The sequence below is a fragment of the Caldanaerovirga acetigignens genome (assembly GCF_900142995.1).
Taxonomy (GTDB): domain Bacteria; phylum Bacillota; class Thermosediminibacteria; order Thermosediminibacterales; family Thermosediminibacteraceae; genus Fervidicola; species Fervidicola acetigignens.
This window is the reverse complement of sequence record NZ_FRCR01000006.1, coordinates 60,980-77,111: the sequence shown is the minus strand read 5'-3', so window position 1 is coordinate 77,111 and position 16,132 is coordinate 60,980. Positions and strand designations below refer to the sequence as shown.

Annotated in this window: 18 protein-coding genes; all 18 read left to right on the top strand. The window is 36.0% G+C overall.

Annotated features, from left to right (window positions below; genetic code table 11):
* Positions 1 to 18 precede the first annotated feature (18 nt).
* Positions 19 to 813: a TlyA family RNA methyltransferase gene (locus BUB66_RS06020; protein WP_073256194.1), complete on the top strand. Its 795-nt coding sequence runs from the start codon at positions 19 to 21 to the stop codon at positions 811 to 813.
* A gap of 30 nt (positions 814 to 843) precedes the next feature.
* Positions 844 to 1,365: a PD-(D/E)XK nuclease family protein gene (locus BUB66_RS06015; protein ID WP_143156233.1), complete on the top strand. Its 522-nt coding sequence runs from the start codon at positions 844 to 846 to the stop codon at positions 1,363 to 1,365.
* A gap of 1 nt (position 1,366) precedes the next feature.
* Complete coding sequence (locus BUB66_RS06010; RefSeq protein ID WP_073256191.1) at positions 1,367 to 2,218, top strand: NAD(+)/NADH kinase; 852 nt, start codon at positions 1,367 to 1,369, stop codon at positions 2,216 to 2,218.
* A 14-nt stretch (positions 2,219 to 2,232) separates the two neighbouring features.
* Positions 2,233 to 2,679 carry an arginine repressor gene (locus tag BUB66_RS06005; protein ID WP_244269767.1) on the top strand — a complete coding sequence of 149 codons (447 nt, stop codon included), beginning with the start codon at positions 2,233 to 2,235 and terminating at the stop codon, positions 2,677 to 2,679.
* Between the two features lie 15 nt (positions 2,680 to 2,694).
* Complete coding sequence (recN, locus tag BUB66_RS06000) at positions 2,695 to 4,425, top strand: DNA repair protein RecN (RefSeq protein WP_073256185.1); 1,731 nt, start codon at positions 2,695 to 2,697, stop codon at positions 4,423 to 4,425.
* Between the two features lie 119 nt (positions 4,426 to 4,544).
* The gene (gene spoIVB / locus BUB66_RS05995) at positions 4,545 to 5,855 is read left to right on the top strand and encodes a SpoIVB peptidase (RefSeq protein WP_073256182.1); all 1,311 of its coding nucleotides are present in this window, start codon (positions 4,545 to 4,547) and stop codon (positions 5,853 to 5,855) included.
* A gap of 85 nt (positions 5,856 to 5,940) precedes the next feature.
* Complete coding sequence (spo0A, locus tag BUB66_RS05990; RefSeq protein WP_073256179.1) at positions 5,941 to 6,735, top strand: sporulation transcription factor Spo0A; 795 nt, start codon at positions 5,941 to 5,943, stop codon at positions 6,733 to 6,735.
* 200 nt (positions 6,736 to 6,935) lie between these two features.
* Complete coding sequence (gene steA / locus BUB66_RS05985) at positions 6,936 to 8,069, top strand: putative cytokinetic ring protein SteA (RefSeq protein WP_073256176.1); 1,134 nt, start codon at positions 6,936 to 6,938, stop codon at positions 8,067 to 8,069.
* A 12-nt stretch (positions 8,070 to 8,081) separates the two neighbouring features.
* A complete protein-coding gene (locus tag BUB66_RS05980; RefSeq protein ID WP_073256173.1) occupies positions 8,082 to 8,747 on the top strand; it encodes a copper transporter in 666 nt (221 codons plus the stop codon).
* An 11-nt stretch (positions 8,748 to 8,758) separates the two neighbouring features.
* Entirely contained in the window at positions 8,759 to 9,547 is a 789-nt protein-coding gene (locus tag BUB66_RS05975; protein ID WP_073256170.1) for an MraY family glycosyltransferase, read from the top strand.
* A gap of 19 nt (positions 9,548 to 9,566) precedes the next feature.
* Positions 9,567 to 10,715 carry a DUF3866 family protein gene (locus BUB66_RS05970; protein WP_073256167.1) on the top strand — a complete coding sequence of 383 codons (1,149 nt, stop codon included), beginning with the start codon at positions 9,567 to 9,569 and terminating at the stop codon, positions 10,713 to 10,715.
* Positions 10,658 to 11,200: an NUDIX domain-containing protein gene (locus tag BUB66_RS05965; RefSeq protein WP_073256164.1), complete on the top strand. Its 543-nt coding sequence runs from the start codon at positions 10,658 to 10,660 to the stop codon at positions 11,198 to 11,200. The genes BUB66_RS05970 and BUB66_RS05965 overlap by 58 nt, the downstream gene beginning before the upstream one ends.
* A complete protein-coding gene (locus BUB66_RS05960; RefSeq protein WP_073256161.1) occupies positions 11,201 to 12,373 on the top strand; it encodes an endonuclease Q family protein in 1,173 nt (390 codons plus the stop codon). It abuts the gene before it with no gap.
* Positions 12,374 to 12,436: 63 nt separating this feature from the next.
* Positions 12,437 to 13,063, top strand: a complete 627-nt coding sequence (gene spoIIM / locus BUB66_RS05955) for a stage II sporulation protein M (protein WP_073256158.1) — start codon at positions 12,437 to 12,439, stop codon at positions 13,061 to 13,063.
* Between the two features lie 46 nt (positions 13,064 to 13,109).
* On the top strand, positions 13,110 to 13,997 hold the full coding sequence (gene xerD, locus BUB66_RS05950; RefSeq protein WP_073256407.1) for a site-specific tyrosine recombinase XerD: 888 nt from the start codon (positions 13,110 to 13,112) through the stop codon (positions 13,995 to 13,997).
* 55 nt (positions 13,998 to 14,052) lie between these two features.
* On the top strand, positions 14,053 to 15,228 hold the full coding sequence (locus BUB66_RS05945) for a D-alanyl-D-alanine carboxypeptidase family protein (protein WP_244269766.1): 1,176 nt from the start codon (positions 14,053 to 14,055) through the stop codon (positions 15,226 to 15,228).
* 103 nt (positions 15,229 to 15,331) lie between these two features.
* Positions 15,332 to 15,667, top strand: coding sequence for an anti-sigma F factor antagonist (gene spoIIAA, locus BUB66_RS05940; RefSeq protein WP_073256155.1), 336 nt, complete (start codon positions 15,332 to 15,334; stop codon positions 15,665 to 15,667).
* A gap of 11 nt (positions 15,668 to 15,678) precedes the next feature.
* Positions 15,679 to 16,110, top strand: a complete 432-nt coding sequence (gene spoIIAB / locus BUB66_RS05935; RefSeq protein ID WP_073256152.1) for an anti-sigma F factor — start codon at positions 15,679 to 15,681, stop codon at positions 16,108 to 16,110.
* Positions 16,111 to 16,132: the final 22 nt, after the last annotated feature.

Sequence of the window (16,132 nt, the reverse complement as noted above, 5' to 3'; positions counted from 1 at the left end):
ACTTGAGGTGAAAAAGAATTGCCAAAACAAAGGCTAGATGTATTTTTGGTAAAAAGGGGTTTCTTTCCGAGCAGGGAAAGAGCAAAATCCGAAATTATGATGGGGAACGTATTTGTAAACAATATCAGGGTAGACAAGCCCGGAACTCTCGTTGATATAAACGCGGAAATACAAATTAGGGAAAAGTCTTTGCCGTTTGTAAGTAGAGGTGGATTAAAATTAAAAAAAGCTTTGAGCGTTTTTTCGGTTATCGTTAAAAATAAAGTCGCATTGGATGCGGGGGCATCGACCGGTGGATTTACAGACTGCCTTTTAAAAGAGGGAGCCTCTAAAGTTTATGCAGTTGACGTAGGATACGGGCAATTGGACCTTTCTCTTAGAAACAACCCGAGGGTAATAAACATCGAACGGAAAAATGTGCGTTTCCTTTGTTTTGAAGATATAGGCGAACTTGTCGATATAATTACGGCCGATCTTTCATTTATATCTTTATCAAAAGTATTTGAGCCTCTTTTTAAACTACTGAAGGAAGAAGGAGACTTTATAGCACTTATAAAGCCACAGTTTGAAGTGGGAAGGAAGGAAGTTAAAAACGGCATCGTTCGAGATAAAAAGTTGCACGAAAAGGCGATTACCCAGGTAATAGAATCGGCAAATTCGATTGGATTATATTGTCACGGATTGACTTTTTCACCGATAAAGGGACCCAAGGGGAATATTGAATTTTTATCGTGGTTTAAAAAAATTCCGAATAATGTTTCTGGAATAGAGATAGAAAAAGTCGTCGAAGAAGCACATAAAGTGCTAAATTAAAGAGAAAGTTTAAAGAGGTTATGTTTATATATGAATATGAAATGGTATGTCAGTATATTGTTAATTATTGTAGGTGGTTTCCTAGGAATATGGAGTTTAAGATTTCATAAAAGAATAATTTTAAGACACCGGAGGGAAAAAGCCCGAATTTATGAGAAAAAAGCAATAGATTTGCTAAAAAAATACGGTTTTGATATATTAGATGTACAAAAGGGTGCGTCATACTTTATTTTTATAAACGGAAGACCTAAAGAAATTAAAGTGAGAGCTGATGTCATAGTAAAAAAAGGCGGAAAAGTTTATGTAGCAGAAGTAAAATCCGGGAAAACTTCCCCTTCAGCGGATATACCGGCTACGAGGAGGCAACTTCTTGAGTATTACCTTGTGTATAAGCCTGCAGGTATTTTATTGGTTGATATGGAGCAGCAAAAGATAAAAACTATAGAGTATTCCTTTCTAAAGAAAGATTACGATAAATTACGTTATATTTTTTATGTTTTGGGAATTTTTTTTGTCGGTTTTTTACTCGGTTTTTTGACTAGAGGTGAATAAATTGCATAGGGTTGGCCTTTTCCTGAATCTTTCTAAAAATAATGCATTAAACGTAGCGACATCTCTTATACGATGGTTAAAAGAAAATAACTATGAAGTATTTACAGAATCTTCTATCGTGAATAAGCTTGGTCTTCCCGTAGAATATAATAATTTAGAAGAACTGGCGAAAAATATCGACCTTGCTATAACTCTCGGTGGAGATGGTACTTTGCTAAATGTAGCGCGCAAGCTAGCTCCTTATGAAATCCCTGTTCTGGGAATAAATCTGGGCCATTTAGGCTTCCTTACCGAAGTAGAAGTGTCTGATTTATTTAGCGACTTAGAACTGCTAAAAAGGGGAAAGTTCTACATAGATAGAAGAATGATGGTTGAATCGAAAGTTTTCAGAGAAGAAAAATTCGTAAAAAATTTTTTAGCTTTAAATGATGTTGTAGTCACAAAAGGTCCTTTTGCTAGACTTATAAGACTTAAAACATCTGTTAATGATGCTTATGTAGATACGTTTAATGCCGATGGGCTCATAATTGCCACTCCTACAGGTTCGACTGCTTATTCGCTTTCTGCAGGTGGACCTTTAGTTGCTCCCAATGTAGAAGTTCTAATTCTGACTCCAATATGTCCTCATACCCTTCAAAACCGTTCTATGATAATTTCCCCCCATGATTCTATTACCATTCAGGTAGTTGCAGAACACCAGGAAATAATGCTTACGGTAGACGGACAATTGGGATATCGCTTGCAGCCCTATGATAAAGTAGTAGTGAAAAAATCAAAACATTACACCAAACTTGTACGTATTAAAAATAGGAGCTTTTACGATGTTTTAAGAAAAAAACTTAGAGAGCAATAATGGAGGTGTGCCGTTTGAAAGCTAAAAGACATATAAAGATAAGAGAGATTATAAGAGAAAAGCCAATTGAAACCCAGGAAGAACTTGCAGAAGAACTGAGAAAATGCGGCTTTAATGTAACACAGGCTACTGTATCTCGAGATATAAAAGAATTAAGGCTAGTCAAAGTTTTAAGAGACAATAACCGCTACTGTTATTCGGAACCAGATAAAACTGTTGTTGTTTCGGAAAAGCTTGTGAGGATGTTTAAAGAATCTATTGTAAAAATTGATTCATCGGAAAATATTGTTGTAGTGAAAACCCTGTCAGGGACTGCTCAAGCAGCTGCTGCGGCTATAGATGGTTTAAATTGGGAAGAAATCGTAGGGACGGTTGCTGGTGATGATACAATATTAGTCGTGGCACGTTCCAAAAATGCAGTAAAAAGTATAATAGAAAAACTTGAAAGTCTTATAAAATGATCTAGGAGGCATATTATGCTTCTTAAATTGATTGTAAAAGATTTTGCGTTGATCGACGATGTGGAAATAGAATTCAAAGAAGGATTAAATGTTTTAACTGGAGAAACAGGTGCAGGTAAATCTATTATAATCGATGCGATAGGAATGATTCTTGGAGAAAGGGCATCCAGTGAATATATAAGATCAGGCAAAGAATTTTCGGTAATAGAAGCTGTATTTGAATACAATAATCCAACAATTTACAACATATTGACGGAAATGGGCATTGAACAAGAAGATAATCTTTTAATAATTTCGCGCAAAATTAACCAACAAGGTAAAAATTACTGCCGAATAAACGGGATTAGTGTACCTGTTTCGACTTTAAAAGCCTTAGGTAAGAATTTGGTAGATATTCACGGTCAGCACCAGCACCAATCTCTCTTAAATCCGGAAAAGCATTTAGAAATGCTAGACCTTTTGGGTGGAAAAGAATTACAAGAAAAAAAAGAGGAAGTTCGGAGTTTATATAAAAAAATTATTGATACAGAAAATAAGCTTAGAAGCTTCGTAAAGGCGCAAGAAGAATTTTTAAAATATAAAGAACAATTAAAATTAGAAGTTGATGAGCTTGAAATGGCGCAATTGAAACCTGGAGAAGATTTAGTATTGGAAAGAGAACTAGAAATTTTAGAGCATTATGACAAAATTTTAAGGTCTCTCAATTTCAGTCTTTTAACCCTTTATGAAGGAGATGAAAATAGCCCTGCTGTTGTTGACAATGTGGCAAAAGTAGTCAATGCATTGGATGAAGTTGTTGCTTACTTTTCGCCTATAAAAAAGGATTTGGATAGCCTAAGAAATATTTTATACGAGTTAGAAGATGTGGTTTCTGACTTAAGGGACCATATAAAAACTATAGATTTTGAACCGGGGAAGCTAGACGAAATACAAGCAAGGATTTCCTTTTTGAACAGACTAAGGAACAAGTACAACAAAAGCATCGACGAATTGATCAAATATAAAGAACAAGCTGCTTCTAAATTGGAGGAAGCATTGAATATAGATGAAGAGATAATAAAGTTGGAAAATTCCCTAGAAATACTCAAGCAAGATTATATAAAGAGTGCTTTGGAACTGCACAAATTAAGAAAAACTATCGCCTCAATATTTGAGAAAAATATTTCAAGAGAATTGAAAGATCTAGGAATGAAGGATGTAAAATTTTCGGTCGACATAAATTGGATAGAATCGGAAGAAGGAGTAAAGGTAAAAAATAAAACCGTCAAAATAGGCGAGAAAGGATTGGATACGGTGGAATTTTTGATTTCCACAAATCCGGGAGAGCCATTAAAACCTCTTGCTAAAATAGTATCCGGCGGTGAAGCTTCACGCATTTTGCTGGCTTTAAAAAGCATACTTGCTCAGATAGACAACATTCCTTGTTTGATTTTCGATGAAATAGATGTGGGTATTGGCGGAAGGATGTCCCAAATAGTAGGAGAAAAATTATTTAAAATATCGCGTAACCATCAGGTACTCTGCGTCACCCATTCACCTCAAATAGCCAGTCTGGGGGATGCGCATTTTTGTATAAACAAAATATCTAATAATGATAGAACATTTACAACGGTTAAGGAAATAAAAGGCGAAGAGAGAATAAAGGAAATTTCTAGGATGTTAGGCGGAACTGAAATTACTGACAAGACGATTGCACATGCAAAAGAAATGCTTGAATTGGCCGAGAAAATAAAAAGAAAATATTAAAATTGCAAGGCCCCTTTTTTGGGGTTTTTTATTTTTTCTTCCAGTATTAAAAGAAGCGAACCGGGTTATCTTAATTTTCAGGCCCGGTTTTTTCATTTTTTACAGAAGGAGTGAAAGCTGTGGCAGTGAACAAAAGAAAATTATTGGGTATTCTTTTAGCAATTCTTCTTTTGTTTCTGTCAATTTCCTCCCAATTGTCAGGTTTTCCCTGGTTTCCTGACAAAGTCAAAGTAATAGAAGGCAAAGAACATGTTATAGACCTTAGAATACCTCTAAAATTCCAACTTTTATCAAGAACAAGGGATTCGTTAACTATTAATGGAAGTAATTTACAGGATAAAATTTCTGTAAACTTAAAAAATCCCCTTTCCATTAGGTCTGATCGTTTAGGAACGTACGATCTGGAGTTTCGATTGTTCGGAATTATCCCTGTAAAAAAGATGAAATTAGAAGTATTACCTGAAATAAAAGTTATACCAGGAGGACATTCTATAGGAGTAAAATTGAGGCCAAACGGGGTAATTGTCGTAGGAATTGCTTCTGTCGTTGATGAACAGGGAAAAACACATTATCCTGCCAAAAATGCGGGAATACAGGCAGGTGATACCGTTATTTTTATTAACGGTCAAAAAATTCATACTGCTGATGATGTAACTGAGATTATAAATAAAGATGAAGACAAGATAGTAGAATTAACTGTAAAAAGGAACGGTAAAACTTTTAACACAAAATTGTCTGCAGTAAAAAATAATCAGGGATTTTACCAAATAGGGCTTTGGGTGCGGGACATTGCTGCTGGTGTCGGTACCCTTACGTTTTACGACCCAGAGTCTGGATATTACGGCGCCTTAGGACATATCATATCAGATTCAGACACTGGTAGGGTGGTTGAAGTTGGACAGGGAGAAATTATTAGAGCGAGTATCATTAACGTAGTCCCAGCCAAGAAAAACGTCCCTGGCGAAAAAAGGGGAGTTTTTGTTGAAGAAGAGGAAGTTATCGGCAACATTTTAGTTAATACTTCCTTTGGCATATTTGGAAAAATGTATAGGCCTGCAGTAAATCCTCTTTTTGGTGAAATTCCAGTGGTACTTTCCAGCTATGCCCACGAAGGAAAGGCACAAATTCTAACTGTAATTGATGGTGAAAAGATAGAAAAATTTGATATAGAAATTCAAAAGATTATAAAACAAGAGTTTCCTAGCACAAAAGGAATGATAATAAAAATAACCGACCCTCGTCTATTAGAAAAAACTGGCGGCATTGTACAAGGAATGAGTGGAAGTCCGATAATTCAGGATGGTTACCTTATTGGAGCAATAACTCACGTTTTTGTAAATGATCCGACGAGAGGTTATGGAGTTTTTGCCGAGTGGATGATTGAAGAGATAGCAAAATTGAAAAGCGAACGACAAGTATATAAATATTAAAACATTTTATGGAATTACAGGAGGATAATACCATAAATTGTCGAATATATCAAATATAGAGAATTTTATAGGGGGGTCAACAACGATGGGCGACAAGAAAAAAATACTTTTGGCAGATGACAACAAAGAATTTTGCGACCTTTTGGAAGAGTTTTTTTCAGCGCAAGAGGATATGGAAGTGATTGGCAAGGCTTATAACGGACTAGAAGTTCTGGAAAAAGTTCAGGAGTTGTGCCCAGATGTAGTTGTTCTTGATATAATCATGCCCAATCTTGATGGATTAGGTGTAATAGAAAAATTAACGAATTTTGACAAAAAACCAAAAATTATCGTTCTCTCTGCAGTAGGACAGGATAAAATTACCCAAAGAGCAATAAATTTAGGAGCAGATTATTATGTAGTAAAACCGTTTGATTTAAAAATTCTGGTGGATCGAATACGTGAACTGGATTATGATTCAGGGAGAATTTTGCAAAATTCAATAAAAAGCACCACAAATATTCAAACATTTAAAAGAAAGGATGCTAATTTGGAAATGGAGATAACCAATATAATACATGAAATTGGGATTCCAGCGCACATAAAAGGTTACTTTTATTTAAGAGATGCTATTGCAATGGTGGTAAATAATGTTGAACTATTAGGTGCCGTTACCAAGGTGCTTTATCCCACCATAGCAAAAAAGTACAATACTACGCCGAGCAGAGTTGAAAGAGCTATCAGACATGCTATTGAAGTGGCATGGAACAGAGGTTGTATAGAAACCATTAACAATCTCTTTGGATATACCGTTCAAAAAGATAAAGGGAAACCCACGAATTCAGAATTTATAGCAATGATTTCGGATAAGATAAGAATGGAACAAAAAGCCATTTCTTAAGATAATTAATACCCTTAAAGACACCTCCTGTATAGAAGCTAGGCTAACAGGAGGTGTTTTATTTATCTATTGTTTTAGTAAATTCACCTCATTGTTTCATTTATGTTAAGAGAGTGGCGTGTTAGAAAATAAATTTAATGGAAATAATAAAAACAGGTTAACTGCTGCAAAAGGTATTTATTTTGAGAGGAAATCACGAAATGGCTAAATTCATAGTAGGGAGAGCAGTTGTTGATAAAAAAACAAAGTGGTTAATACAGCGTGTAAAACCGGGAGATATAGCTGTCCTTTCTCATAAAGATATTGATGAAGTAGCAGCACACCAACTTATAAAATGCAAGGTGAAAGGAATTATTAATTTTCAACCTTCTATTAGCGGGCGATTTTTAAATCAAGGTCCAGAAGTACTTGTTAACGCCGGTAAGGTTTTAGTGGATGTTACCCAAAACGGATTAATTGATTTGATACGCGATGGAGATCTGATTGAGATAAAGGACGATGGAGAGATAATTTTAAATGGAAAATTTTTCTGCAAAGGAATAATTGTAACAAAAGAATATATCAGATCCAAATATAATGAAGCAAAGCTTAATTATGAAAAAGAAATTGAAAAATTTGCAATTAACACCCTTGAGTACATCAAACATGAAAAAAAACTTATATCAGCAGATTATACCGTGCCTACTCTTAAGACGGATTTGCGAAAAAAACATGTAATGGTTGTAGTGCGAGGTAAAGATTACAAGGAAGATATTTTGGCTTTAATGTCATATATAGATGAAATTAAACCAGTCCTTATAGGAGTAGATGGAGGAGCAGATGCATTATTAGAATTCGGTTTAAAACCAGACATTATAGTGGGAGATATGGATAGCATAAGCGACAAAGGATTAAAGTGCGGAGCAGAAATAGTAGTTCATGCTTATCCTGACGGCAGAGCACCAGGACTTGAACGAGTAAAACAACTAGAACTTGATTATAAGATTATGGCAGTTAATGGAACAAGCGAAGATATGGCATTGCTTTTAGCTTATCATAGTGGCGCTGATTTAATCATAGCAGTAGGTACCCATACTAACATGATAGATTTTTTGGAAAAAGGACGGCAAGGGATGGCTAGCACTTTTTTGGTACGTCTTAAAGTCGGGCATATTTTAATCGATGCCAAGGGAGTTAACAAACTTTACCGGTACAGAATAAAAAGCAATTATTTAGCTGCATTGTTAGCAGCAGCTTTTTTCCCAATTTTAATAATCAGTACTTCTTCGCCTTTAGTAAAATATTTATTTAGACTTTTAATTATCAAAGTAAGGATGATGTTTGGTTTTTTATAGAGGTGAATAACTTTGTACAATTTTAAACATATAGCAATACTGCTTGCAACTGTATTTATTTCTCTAGGTATAGGCATAGCAGTAGGCTTTACAGCCAATAGCGACAAACTATTGATAAAACAGCAAAAAGCTATTATAGATCAATTAGAAAATAGTTTCAATATTTTGAAAGAAAATAATAGAATAAAGGACCAACAGTTAAAATTGCTTATAGAAGAACAAAAAAGAGATTATGAATTTCTTGAACATAATTTTAAAACTCTGTTAAAAGGAAGTATAGAAGGAAAGAAAGGAACCGTATTGCAACTTGGAAAAAAAATAGACTCAACAACTGAAGTTATAAAGTACCTTGAAGATGCAGGAGCAGTCATACAAACTTCCTCAATTTTAAACGATGATGAAAAAGAAGATAAAGAACTTAACAACATTATTGAGGCATTCCTTGACAAAGATGTAATAGATTTTAATGATTTTGTTGTCATTGTGAGAGCGGATGAAAATTTAAATCCCGGATTTATAGCAAGAAAAATAAGTGACATAAAACCTGTAGCTATTGTTCAATCTTCTAACCTTTCGAGACTGGACATAACTACTAGCAAAAAATTACTTTATATCGATGATATAGATACAATAATGGGAAAATATAGACTGATAGTCTGGCTAATAAATAATTCATGAGGTGTTTGAGATTGATATTAGCTTTTGTGTCACTGATAACAACTGTATTTTTTTTGGAAAATTTTCGAAAGTGGGAACATGCAATTAAAAAATCAAATTACAGGAACAAAGAAATAATCACTGCAGGAGGTGTGGTTTTCGTAATCGTAATACTCCTTATCAACGTGTATACAGTTTTTTATTGGGATAATACAGATATTCCAGAGTACATAATGTTATCTGCAGCATGCATGGGCTTTTCTGGTTTAATGGACGATATATTTGGTACTAAGGGAGTAAAAGGGATTAGAGGACATTTTTCAAAATTATTGCAGGGCAAGATAACTACAGGAAGTATAAAGGCTATAATTGGGTTGAGTATAGCTTGTTTTTTAGCTGTGAAAAAAAACGATTTTTGGATGGATATTATCATTGATGCATTAATTATTGCTTTTTCCACGAATTTGTTAAATCTTATGGATTTAAGACCCGGTAGGGCCTGTAAGTTTTTCCTATTTTCAGTGACCATAATATTTCTATATTTTCTGCGAAAAGGACTTACCAATTTAATATACTTATATATGCCTCTTGCCGTTTCCGTTATAGTCTTTTGGTTTTATGATTCAAGGGAATTATTGATGATGGGAGATGTTGGGTCAAATGTGTTAGGAATAAGCCTTGGGATCATGATATCATGGATAAGTTCTTATTATGCAAAAATTGGAGTGCTATCTTTTTTACTTGGAATACAGCTTATTTCAGAATTCTATTCATTAAGCAAAATTCTAGAAAGGATAGTATCCTTAAGAAGAAATTTTTGATTTATTAAGGTGAAATAATATGATAAGATTAAGAAAGGGGAAGGTTTTAGAAATTTTAGAGGAACAAATAGGTTTACAAGAAATTCTAGTTGAAGTGGAGGGTAAAAAAAATAAGGCAATAAATTATACGCTGCTCACAGGCTATTGCAAAAAAGGCGATGAAGTAGTACTAAATACTACGGCAGTTTTTTTAAACCTCGGAAGCGGGGGTTATCATTTTGTCATTTATAATTGCTCAGTTGAAAATCTTGATATAGAGAAAAACGGCCATATAATGAAGCTAAGGTACACCCCCTTTCAAATAAAAACCTGGAGTGCAGAAGAAAGCACCAGTTCTTTAGCTGAAAAACTGTCAAACACCGTATCGCTTTCAGGTATGCCGGTGGTAGTGGGAACGCTCCACAGCATGTTGGCTCCAGCTTGTGCAGGAATAAAGAAAAATTCTAAAAACCTTAAGGTAGCATATGTGATGACCGATGGAGGGGGCCTCCCCCTTTTTTTGAGCCGCATTGTAAGGGAATTGAAAGAAAAAAAGCTTATCGATTTGACCGTTACTACCGGACACGCCTTCGGAGGTGACCTGGAAACAGTCAATATTTATTCGGGTTTATTATCGGCAAAAGCTTCTGGATGCGACGTTGCAGTAGTCACGATGGGGCCCGGCATAGTCGGAACCGGTACAAAATACGGTCATACAGGCCTGGAACAAGGAGAAATAGTCAATGCGGTCAATATACTTAAGGGAATCGCTGTGGTAATACCGCGAATAAGTTTCGAAGACAAAAGAAAGAGGCACTACGGAGTGAGCCATCATACGATTACGTCGCTTCGGGAAATTGCTTTAAAGAAAGCTTTTGTAGTAATCCCAAAGATGGAAAAAGAAAAACTCGATGAGGTAATGAATCAGCTGAAAAGTTGCGGGATTCACCGAAAACACCGTATAGTAATTGAAGAAGGCATTGAAGGCATAAGTGTTTTAAAATCGTTAGGCATCGGGCTTGAGACTATGGGGAGAGATTTTGAACAGGACAGTGAATTTTTCTTGGCGGCAAGTGCCGCCGGTAATTTTGCATCCAAACTCGTCATGAATAAGGGAGGGGGCTGGAGGCAGTGGATTTTTTCGAAGCTACAATCAATACGAAATATATTTTTTCAGGTAAGATATTGAAATTAAGATTGGACGAAGTTAAACTTCCTGATGGCAAATTTTCAACGCGGGAAATAGTAGAACATCCGGGAGCGGTTGCAATTGTCCCTATAGATGAGGATAAAAACGTAATAATGGTTCGACAATACCGAAAACCGGTGGAGGAAATGCTCTTAGAAATACCGGCAGGAAAACTCGAAGTAAATGAAGATGTTAACATTTGTGCTCAAAGAGAGCTATTGGAAGAAACGGGCTATAAAGCCAAAAAATTGATACATATAATGGACTTTTATACCACTCCTGGTTTTTCAAACGAGAAGATGTCCCTCTTTTTAGCATTTGGACTTGAGGAAGCCGAAAGCAAAGCCGATGAAGATGAATTCATAAAAAAAGAAAAAATACCCATAGAGAAAGCTATGGATATGGTTAAAAATGGAGAAATAAAAGATGCGAAAACATTGGTGGGGCTTGTAGTGTCTCAAATGTTTTTGCAAGGGGAATTCTAAATGGTATATTTCGCTGATTTGCACATACATATAGGTCAATCCTGCAAAAGACCCGTAAAGGTGGCTGCTTCTCGTCAGCTGACTTTAGATGCTATCTTAAAAACATGCATCGATGTTAAAGGCATAAACATCATCGGACTGGTCGACTGCGCATCGCCTTTTGTCCTCAACGAAATAGAAGAAAAGATTAAATCGGGAGAATTGGAAGAATTACCGAAAGGCGGTCTATCCTATCATGGTAAGTTGACAGTGATTCTAGGGGCAGAAATAGAGACGCAGGAGGAAAAAGGTGTTGCTCACAGTGTAGCGTATTTCCCAGGTTTTAAACAGATGGAGGAATTTTCGAATATATTACAAAAATACATAACAAATATCTACCTTAGTTCTCAAAGAGCGTCGTTGAATGCACGTGAACTGCTGTATATAGTAAGAAATTTAGGAGGAAAACTTGTACCTGCTCACGTATTTACTCCTTTTAAAAGTTTTTATGGGAGTTGTTACGATAGGATTTCATCAGCTTTTGAAGAACATTTCGATGAAATATCCACGATAGAATTGGGTTTGAGCGCCGATTCGGATTTGGCAGACAGAATAAGAGAATTATCCGCAAAAAAGTTCATAACAAACTCCGATGCCCATTCCCTAGATAACATTGGAAGAGAATATAATAAAATTAAGCTCAAAAACCCGGATTTTGAAAGCTTGTTTGAAGCCATCGGAGGAAGAACTCCGAATAATGAGATAATTGCTAACTACGGATTAGATCCAAGGTTGGGTAAATATCACAGGACTTTCTGCCTTTTTTGTCACTATATAGCAGATGCAGAACCACCCGTTATTAGTTGTCCTCGTTGTTCGAGCGATAAAGTAATAATAGGAGTATTAGATAGGATTACGTTAATTGCCGATTTTAAAGAAACTGTGCATCCTCAAGGGCGACCGCCGTATTATTACAACATGCCCCTCAAATTCATTCCAGGTATTGGCAAGAAAACGGCAGAAAGGTTGATAAGAGCTTTTGGCAGCGAAATTAACGTTATACACTATGCCACTTTTGAGGAACTGAAAGGTGAAGTAGGCACTGCGATTGCAGAAAAAATAATTGCAGCGAGGACCGGCACTTTGAAGCTGAAAGCAGGCGGAGGGGGCATTTATGGAAAGATAATATCGTGAGCAAGTTATATTGATACTCCTCCCGGCATAATATTTTATAGGTGGACGGGGAGGAGATATTCTTTGAATTACTTTATTTTAAAAATAGCAAATTATATGAAACAGAATATAGGCTATTACTTGCTAGTAGTCTTTATACTGGTGTCGGGCATCGTTTTAGGGAGCTTTTCTGTGGGATTGCTTTCGGATGCACAAAAGCAGGAACTTCTAAATTATGTTGAATTATTTTTTTCTAACGTGAGGAATGTAAATATAGATTCTTCAGTAGTATTTTATACATCGGTTCTCAACAACCTCAAGACGGCTCTTGTTATAAACCTCGCCGGTCTTTTTGTTATAAGCTTTCCATTAATACCTGCAGTCATCTTTTTCAGGGGGTATATTTTAGGTTTTACAGTAGGATTCTTAGCATCTGAATTCGGAATTAAAGGGTGCATTTTTGCTGCATTTTCAATACTTCCTCAGAATATCATTACAATACCGGTGATCCTTTCTATTGGGGTTACAGGAATTTGTTTTGCAGTTGCAGTAATCAAAAATAGGAAAAGGATGGATAAAAGAGAATATTTGAATATGACTGCAAGTTATGTGCTATTGAATTTGGGATTTTGCTTATTTTTAATCCTGGCGGGTTTAATAGAAGGGTATATTTCTCCAGTATTTATTAAACTTTTTTCAACGTACATTTAAAAGGGAAATCATTTTTTTTATGGAATTTATTATACTGGTGATAATGATGGAGGAAATGATAAGGCAATTTTTAAATTTTATAAGTGTTGAAAAAGGCCTTGCGCCCAATACTATTGAATCATATCAGAGAGATTTACAAAACTATCTGCGTTTCTTAAAATCGCAAAATGTTACAGATTTTAACTTCACATCAAAAACGACGATAATTTCTTACCTTTTGCTCATGCAGAAAAGCGGAAAGGCCAGCAGCAGCATCTCACGGGCTTGCGCAGCAATAAAATCGTTTTATCATTTTCTTATGCGTGAACGTTATATAGATGAAGATCCTACTATTAACTTGGATACTCCAAAACTAGAAAAAAAACTTCCAAGAGTTTTAACAGTAGAAGAGGTTGAAAGACTTTTAGACCAACCAGATATCAGGGATCCGCTTGGATTTAGGGATAAAACGATGCTGGAATTGTTATATTCTACTGGCATAAGAGTCTCGGAATTAATCGCTTTGACTACAGAAGACGTAAATCTGGATGTGGGTTTTTTGCGTTGTACCGGTAAAGGTTCAAAAGAAAGAATAGTTCCAATAGGATCCTTTGCTGTAACCTACTTGAAAGAATATGTTGATAACGTGAGAAGACTTCTGATAAAGGACAAAAATACCGATATTCTTTTCGTGAATCATTTGGGCAAAGCGTTAACTAGACAAGGTTTTTGGAAAATAATAAAAAAATACGCTCGAATGGCGGGAATCAATAAAGAAATAACTCCTCATACCCTTCGACATTCGTTCGCAACCCACCTTATTGAAAATGGCGCAGATTTAAGAGCGGTTCAGGAAATGTTGGGTCACGCGGATATATCTACAACCCAGATTTATACACATTTGACAAAAACCCACATAAAAGAAGTATATGATAAAACACATCCCAGAGCTTAACTGAATAACATTCCTCCCTGAGGGATAATATATAACCGAAGGGAGGAAGCTTTTTATGATGTCGAGTTTAAATAATAAAAGGAAAAGGGCTATATTATGCTTTTTAATATTAATTTTTTCAATTGTCAACAACGCGAATTTATATGCCCAGCCTTATCCTGATATCAAGTCTTCTTCGGCGGTGCTGATAGACGCGCAAAGCGGTACTGTGTTGTATGAAAAGAACGCCCATGAGCGGATGGAACCGGCGAGCATTACAAAAATAATGACTCTCCTTGTAGCTTTTGATGCCATAGCTCAGGGAAAAGCAAACCTTAAAGATAAGGTCAAAGTAAGCGAAAGGGCGTGGAAAACCGGCGGCAGTCAGGTCTTTTTGGGACCGGGTGAAGAACAGGCGCTGGAAAGTTTGATGAAATGTATAACAATAGCCTCGGCCAATGATGCGTCGGTTGCCGTGGCCGAATATATAGGAGGAAGTGTGGAAGGATTTGTAAAGTTAATGAACGAAAAGGCAAAGTCTCTTGGAATGAATAATACCCATTTTACCAACCCCCACGGCTTACCAGATCCCAATAATTATTCTACCGCTTATGATATTGCTATAATGAGTAGGGAGCTAGTCAAGTATCCAAAATTCTTTGAATGGTCTACTGTATGGGTAGACTATTTAGAACATACCGATAAAAAACGCGAGCCTACAATGCTGGCGAATACCAATAAGCTCTTGGGGAAATATGAAGGATTAGATGGTTTAAAAACTGGTTTTCACGCAAAGGCCGGATATTGTTTCGCCGGGACGGCCAAACGAGGGAATTTGCGGTTGATATCGGTTGTGTTAAATTCGCCTACTTCAAATGATCGCTTTGAAGACACCAAGAAGCTTTTAGATTATGGTTTTGGAAAATACGATTCGATACAAGTTGCAAAAAAGAATGAAGTTTTAGTCCAGTTACCGGTGGAAAAAGGAATAAAAAAACAGGTAGATATTATAGCGTCTCGCGACCTCAATATATTGGTTGAGAGAGGCAAAGAGAATGCTATTGGTACCAAATTGGAAATACCGGATAGATTGAGAGCTCCTCTTGCAGGGGGACAGATGATAGGAAAATTAATCGCGGAAAAAGACGGTAAAGTCGTAGGAGAAGTAGATCTAGTGACTTCGGAGGGAATCGAAAAAGCAGGTTTATTTTATATATTCAGAAAACTTATCGGGAACTTGTTCGATTTTTAAACGCACTTCGTGCGTTTTTTTTATTTTTAGCAGGAATTTCCTAAAATTTGTAGAAATTATACTTGTTCCCGATGCAACTTATATTGTGGGGGTATGGAACTAAATGGGGGTAACGTTTAAAGTTTATAACGACATTTTAATTGTAAATTTAAAGGGAGAACTGGACCATCATATGGTGCGGATAGTAAACGAAAAGCTGGATGAATATTTAATGCGACAGACTTTTAAAAAGATATTATTTAACTTCAAGCATGTAAATTTTATGGATAGTTCTGGGGTAGGGATGTTAATTGGAAGATATAAATCCTTTCAAAAAATTGGGGGTAAGGTGGGTGCAGTAAACTTAGGTAAACAAGTAAGGCGGATTTTTGAGATTTCGGGTCTTTTCAATATAATCCCTTGCTACAACGATGAAATAGAAGCTAGTGAAAAAATGTAGGGAGTGATTATATGGAAATTTTAAACGAAATGACGATTGATTTTTTAAGTAAATCGCAGAATGAAGCTTTTGCAAGAGTAGTAGTGGCTGCTTTTGCTTCGCAGTTAAACCCTACCCTAGACGAGCTGGCCGACATAAAGACGGCTGTATCCGAAGCCGTTACTAATTGTATAATTCACGGCTATGAGAATAACTTGGGTACAATCAGGATAAAAGCCATTCTTCGTGAAAATGAAATTGAAATATGGGTGCAAGATTGGGGAAAAGGCATTGAAGACATTGAGAAGGCAAGGCAGCCGCTGTGGACATCAAAACCAGAACTCGACAGATCAGGGATGGGATTTACCATAATGGAGAATTTTATGGATAGAGTAGAAGTCGAATCCACACTTGGAAAAGGCACTATTGTTAAAATGTACAAGACTATAAAAAATAAAAAATAATTTTTGTTCTGGGGTATGGGTC

What these genes read in the sequence shown, in the direction of transcription:
- spo0A (WP_073256179.1), top strand. Translation starts at nt 5,941, where the DNA reads ATGGGCGACAAGAAAAAAATACTTTTGGCAGATGACAACAAAGAATTT.
- BUB66_RS05960 (WP_073256161.1), top strand. Translation starts at nt 11,201, where the DNA reads ATGGTATATTTCGCTGATTTGCACATACATATAGGTCAATCCTGCAAA.
- BUB66_RS05945 (WP_244269766.1), top strand. Translation starts at nt 14,053, where the DNA reads ATGATGTCGAGTTTAAATAATAAAAGGAAAAGGGCTATATTATGCTTT.
- recN (WP_073256185.1), top strand. Translation starts at nt 2,695, where the DNA reads ATGCTTCTTAAATTGATTGTAAAAGATTTTGCGTTGATCGACGATGTG.
- xerD (WP_073256407.1), top strand. Translation starts at nt 13,110, where the DNA reads ATGGAGGAAATGATAAGGCAATTTTTAAATTTTATAAGTGTTGAAAAA.
- BUB66_RS06015 (WP_143156233.1), top strand. Translation starts at nt 844, where the DNA reads ATGAATATGAAATGGTATGTCAGTATATTGTTAATTATTGTAGGTGGT.
- steA (WP_073256176.1), top strand. Translation starts at nt 6,936, where the DNA reads ATGGCTAAATTCATAGTAGGGAGAGCAGTTGTTGATAAAAAAACAAAG.
- spoIIAB (WP_073256152.1), top strand. Translation starts at nt 15,679, where the DNA reads ATGGAAATTTTAAACGAAATGACGATTGATTTTTTAAGTAAATCGCAG.
- BUB66_RS05970 (WP_073256167.1), top strand. Translation starts at nt 9,567, where the DNA reads ATGATAAGATTAAGAAAGGGGAAGGTTTTAGAAATTTTAGAGGAACAA.
- spoIIAA (WP_073256155.1), top strand. Translation starts at nt 15,332, where the DNA reads ATGGGGGTAACGTTTAAAGTTTATAACGACATTTTAATTGTAAATTTA.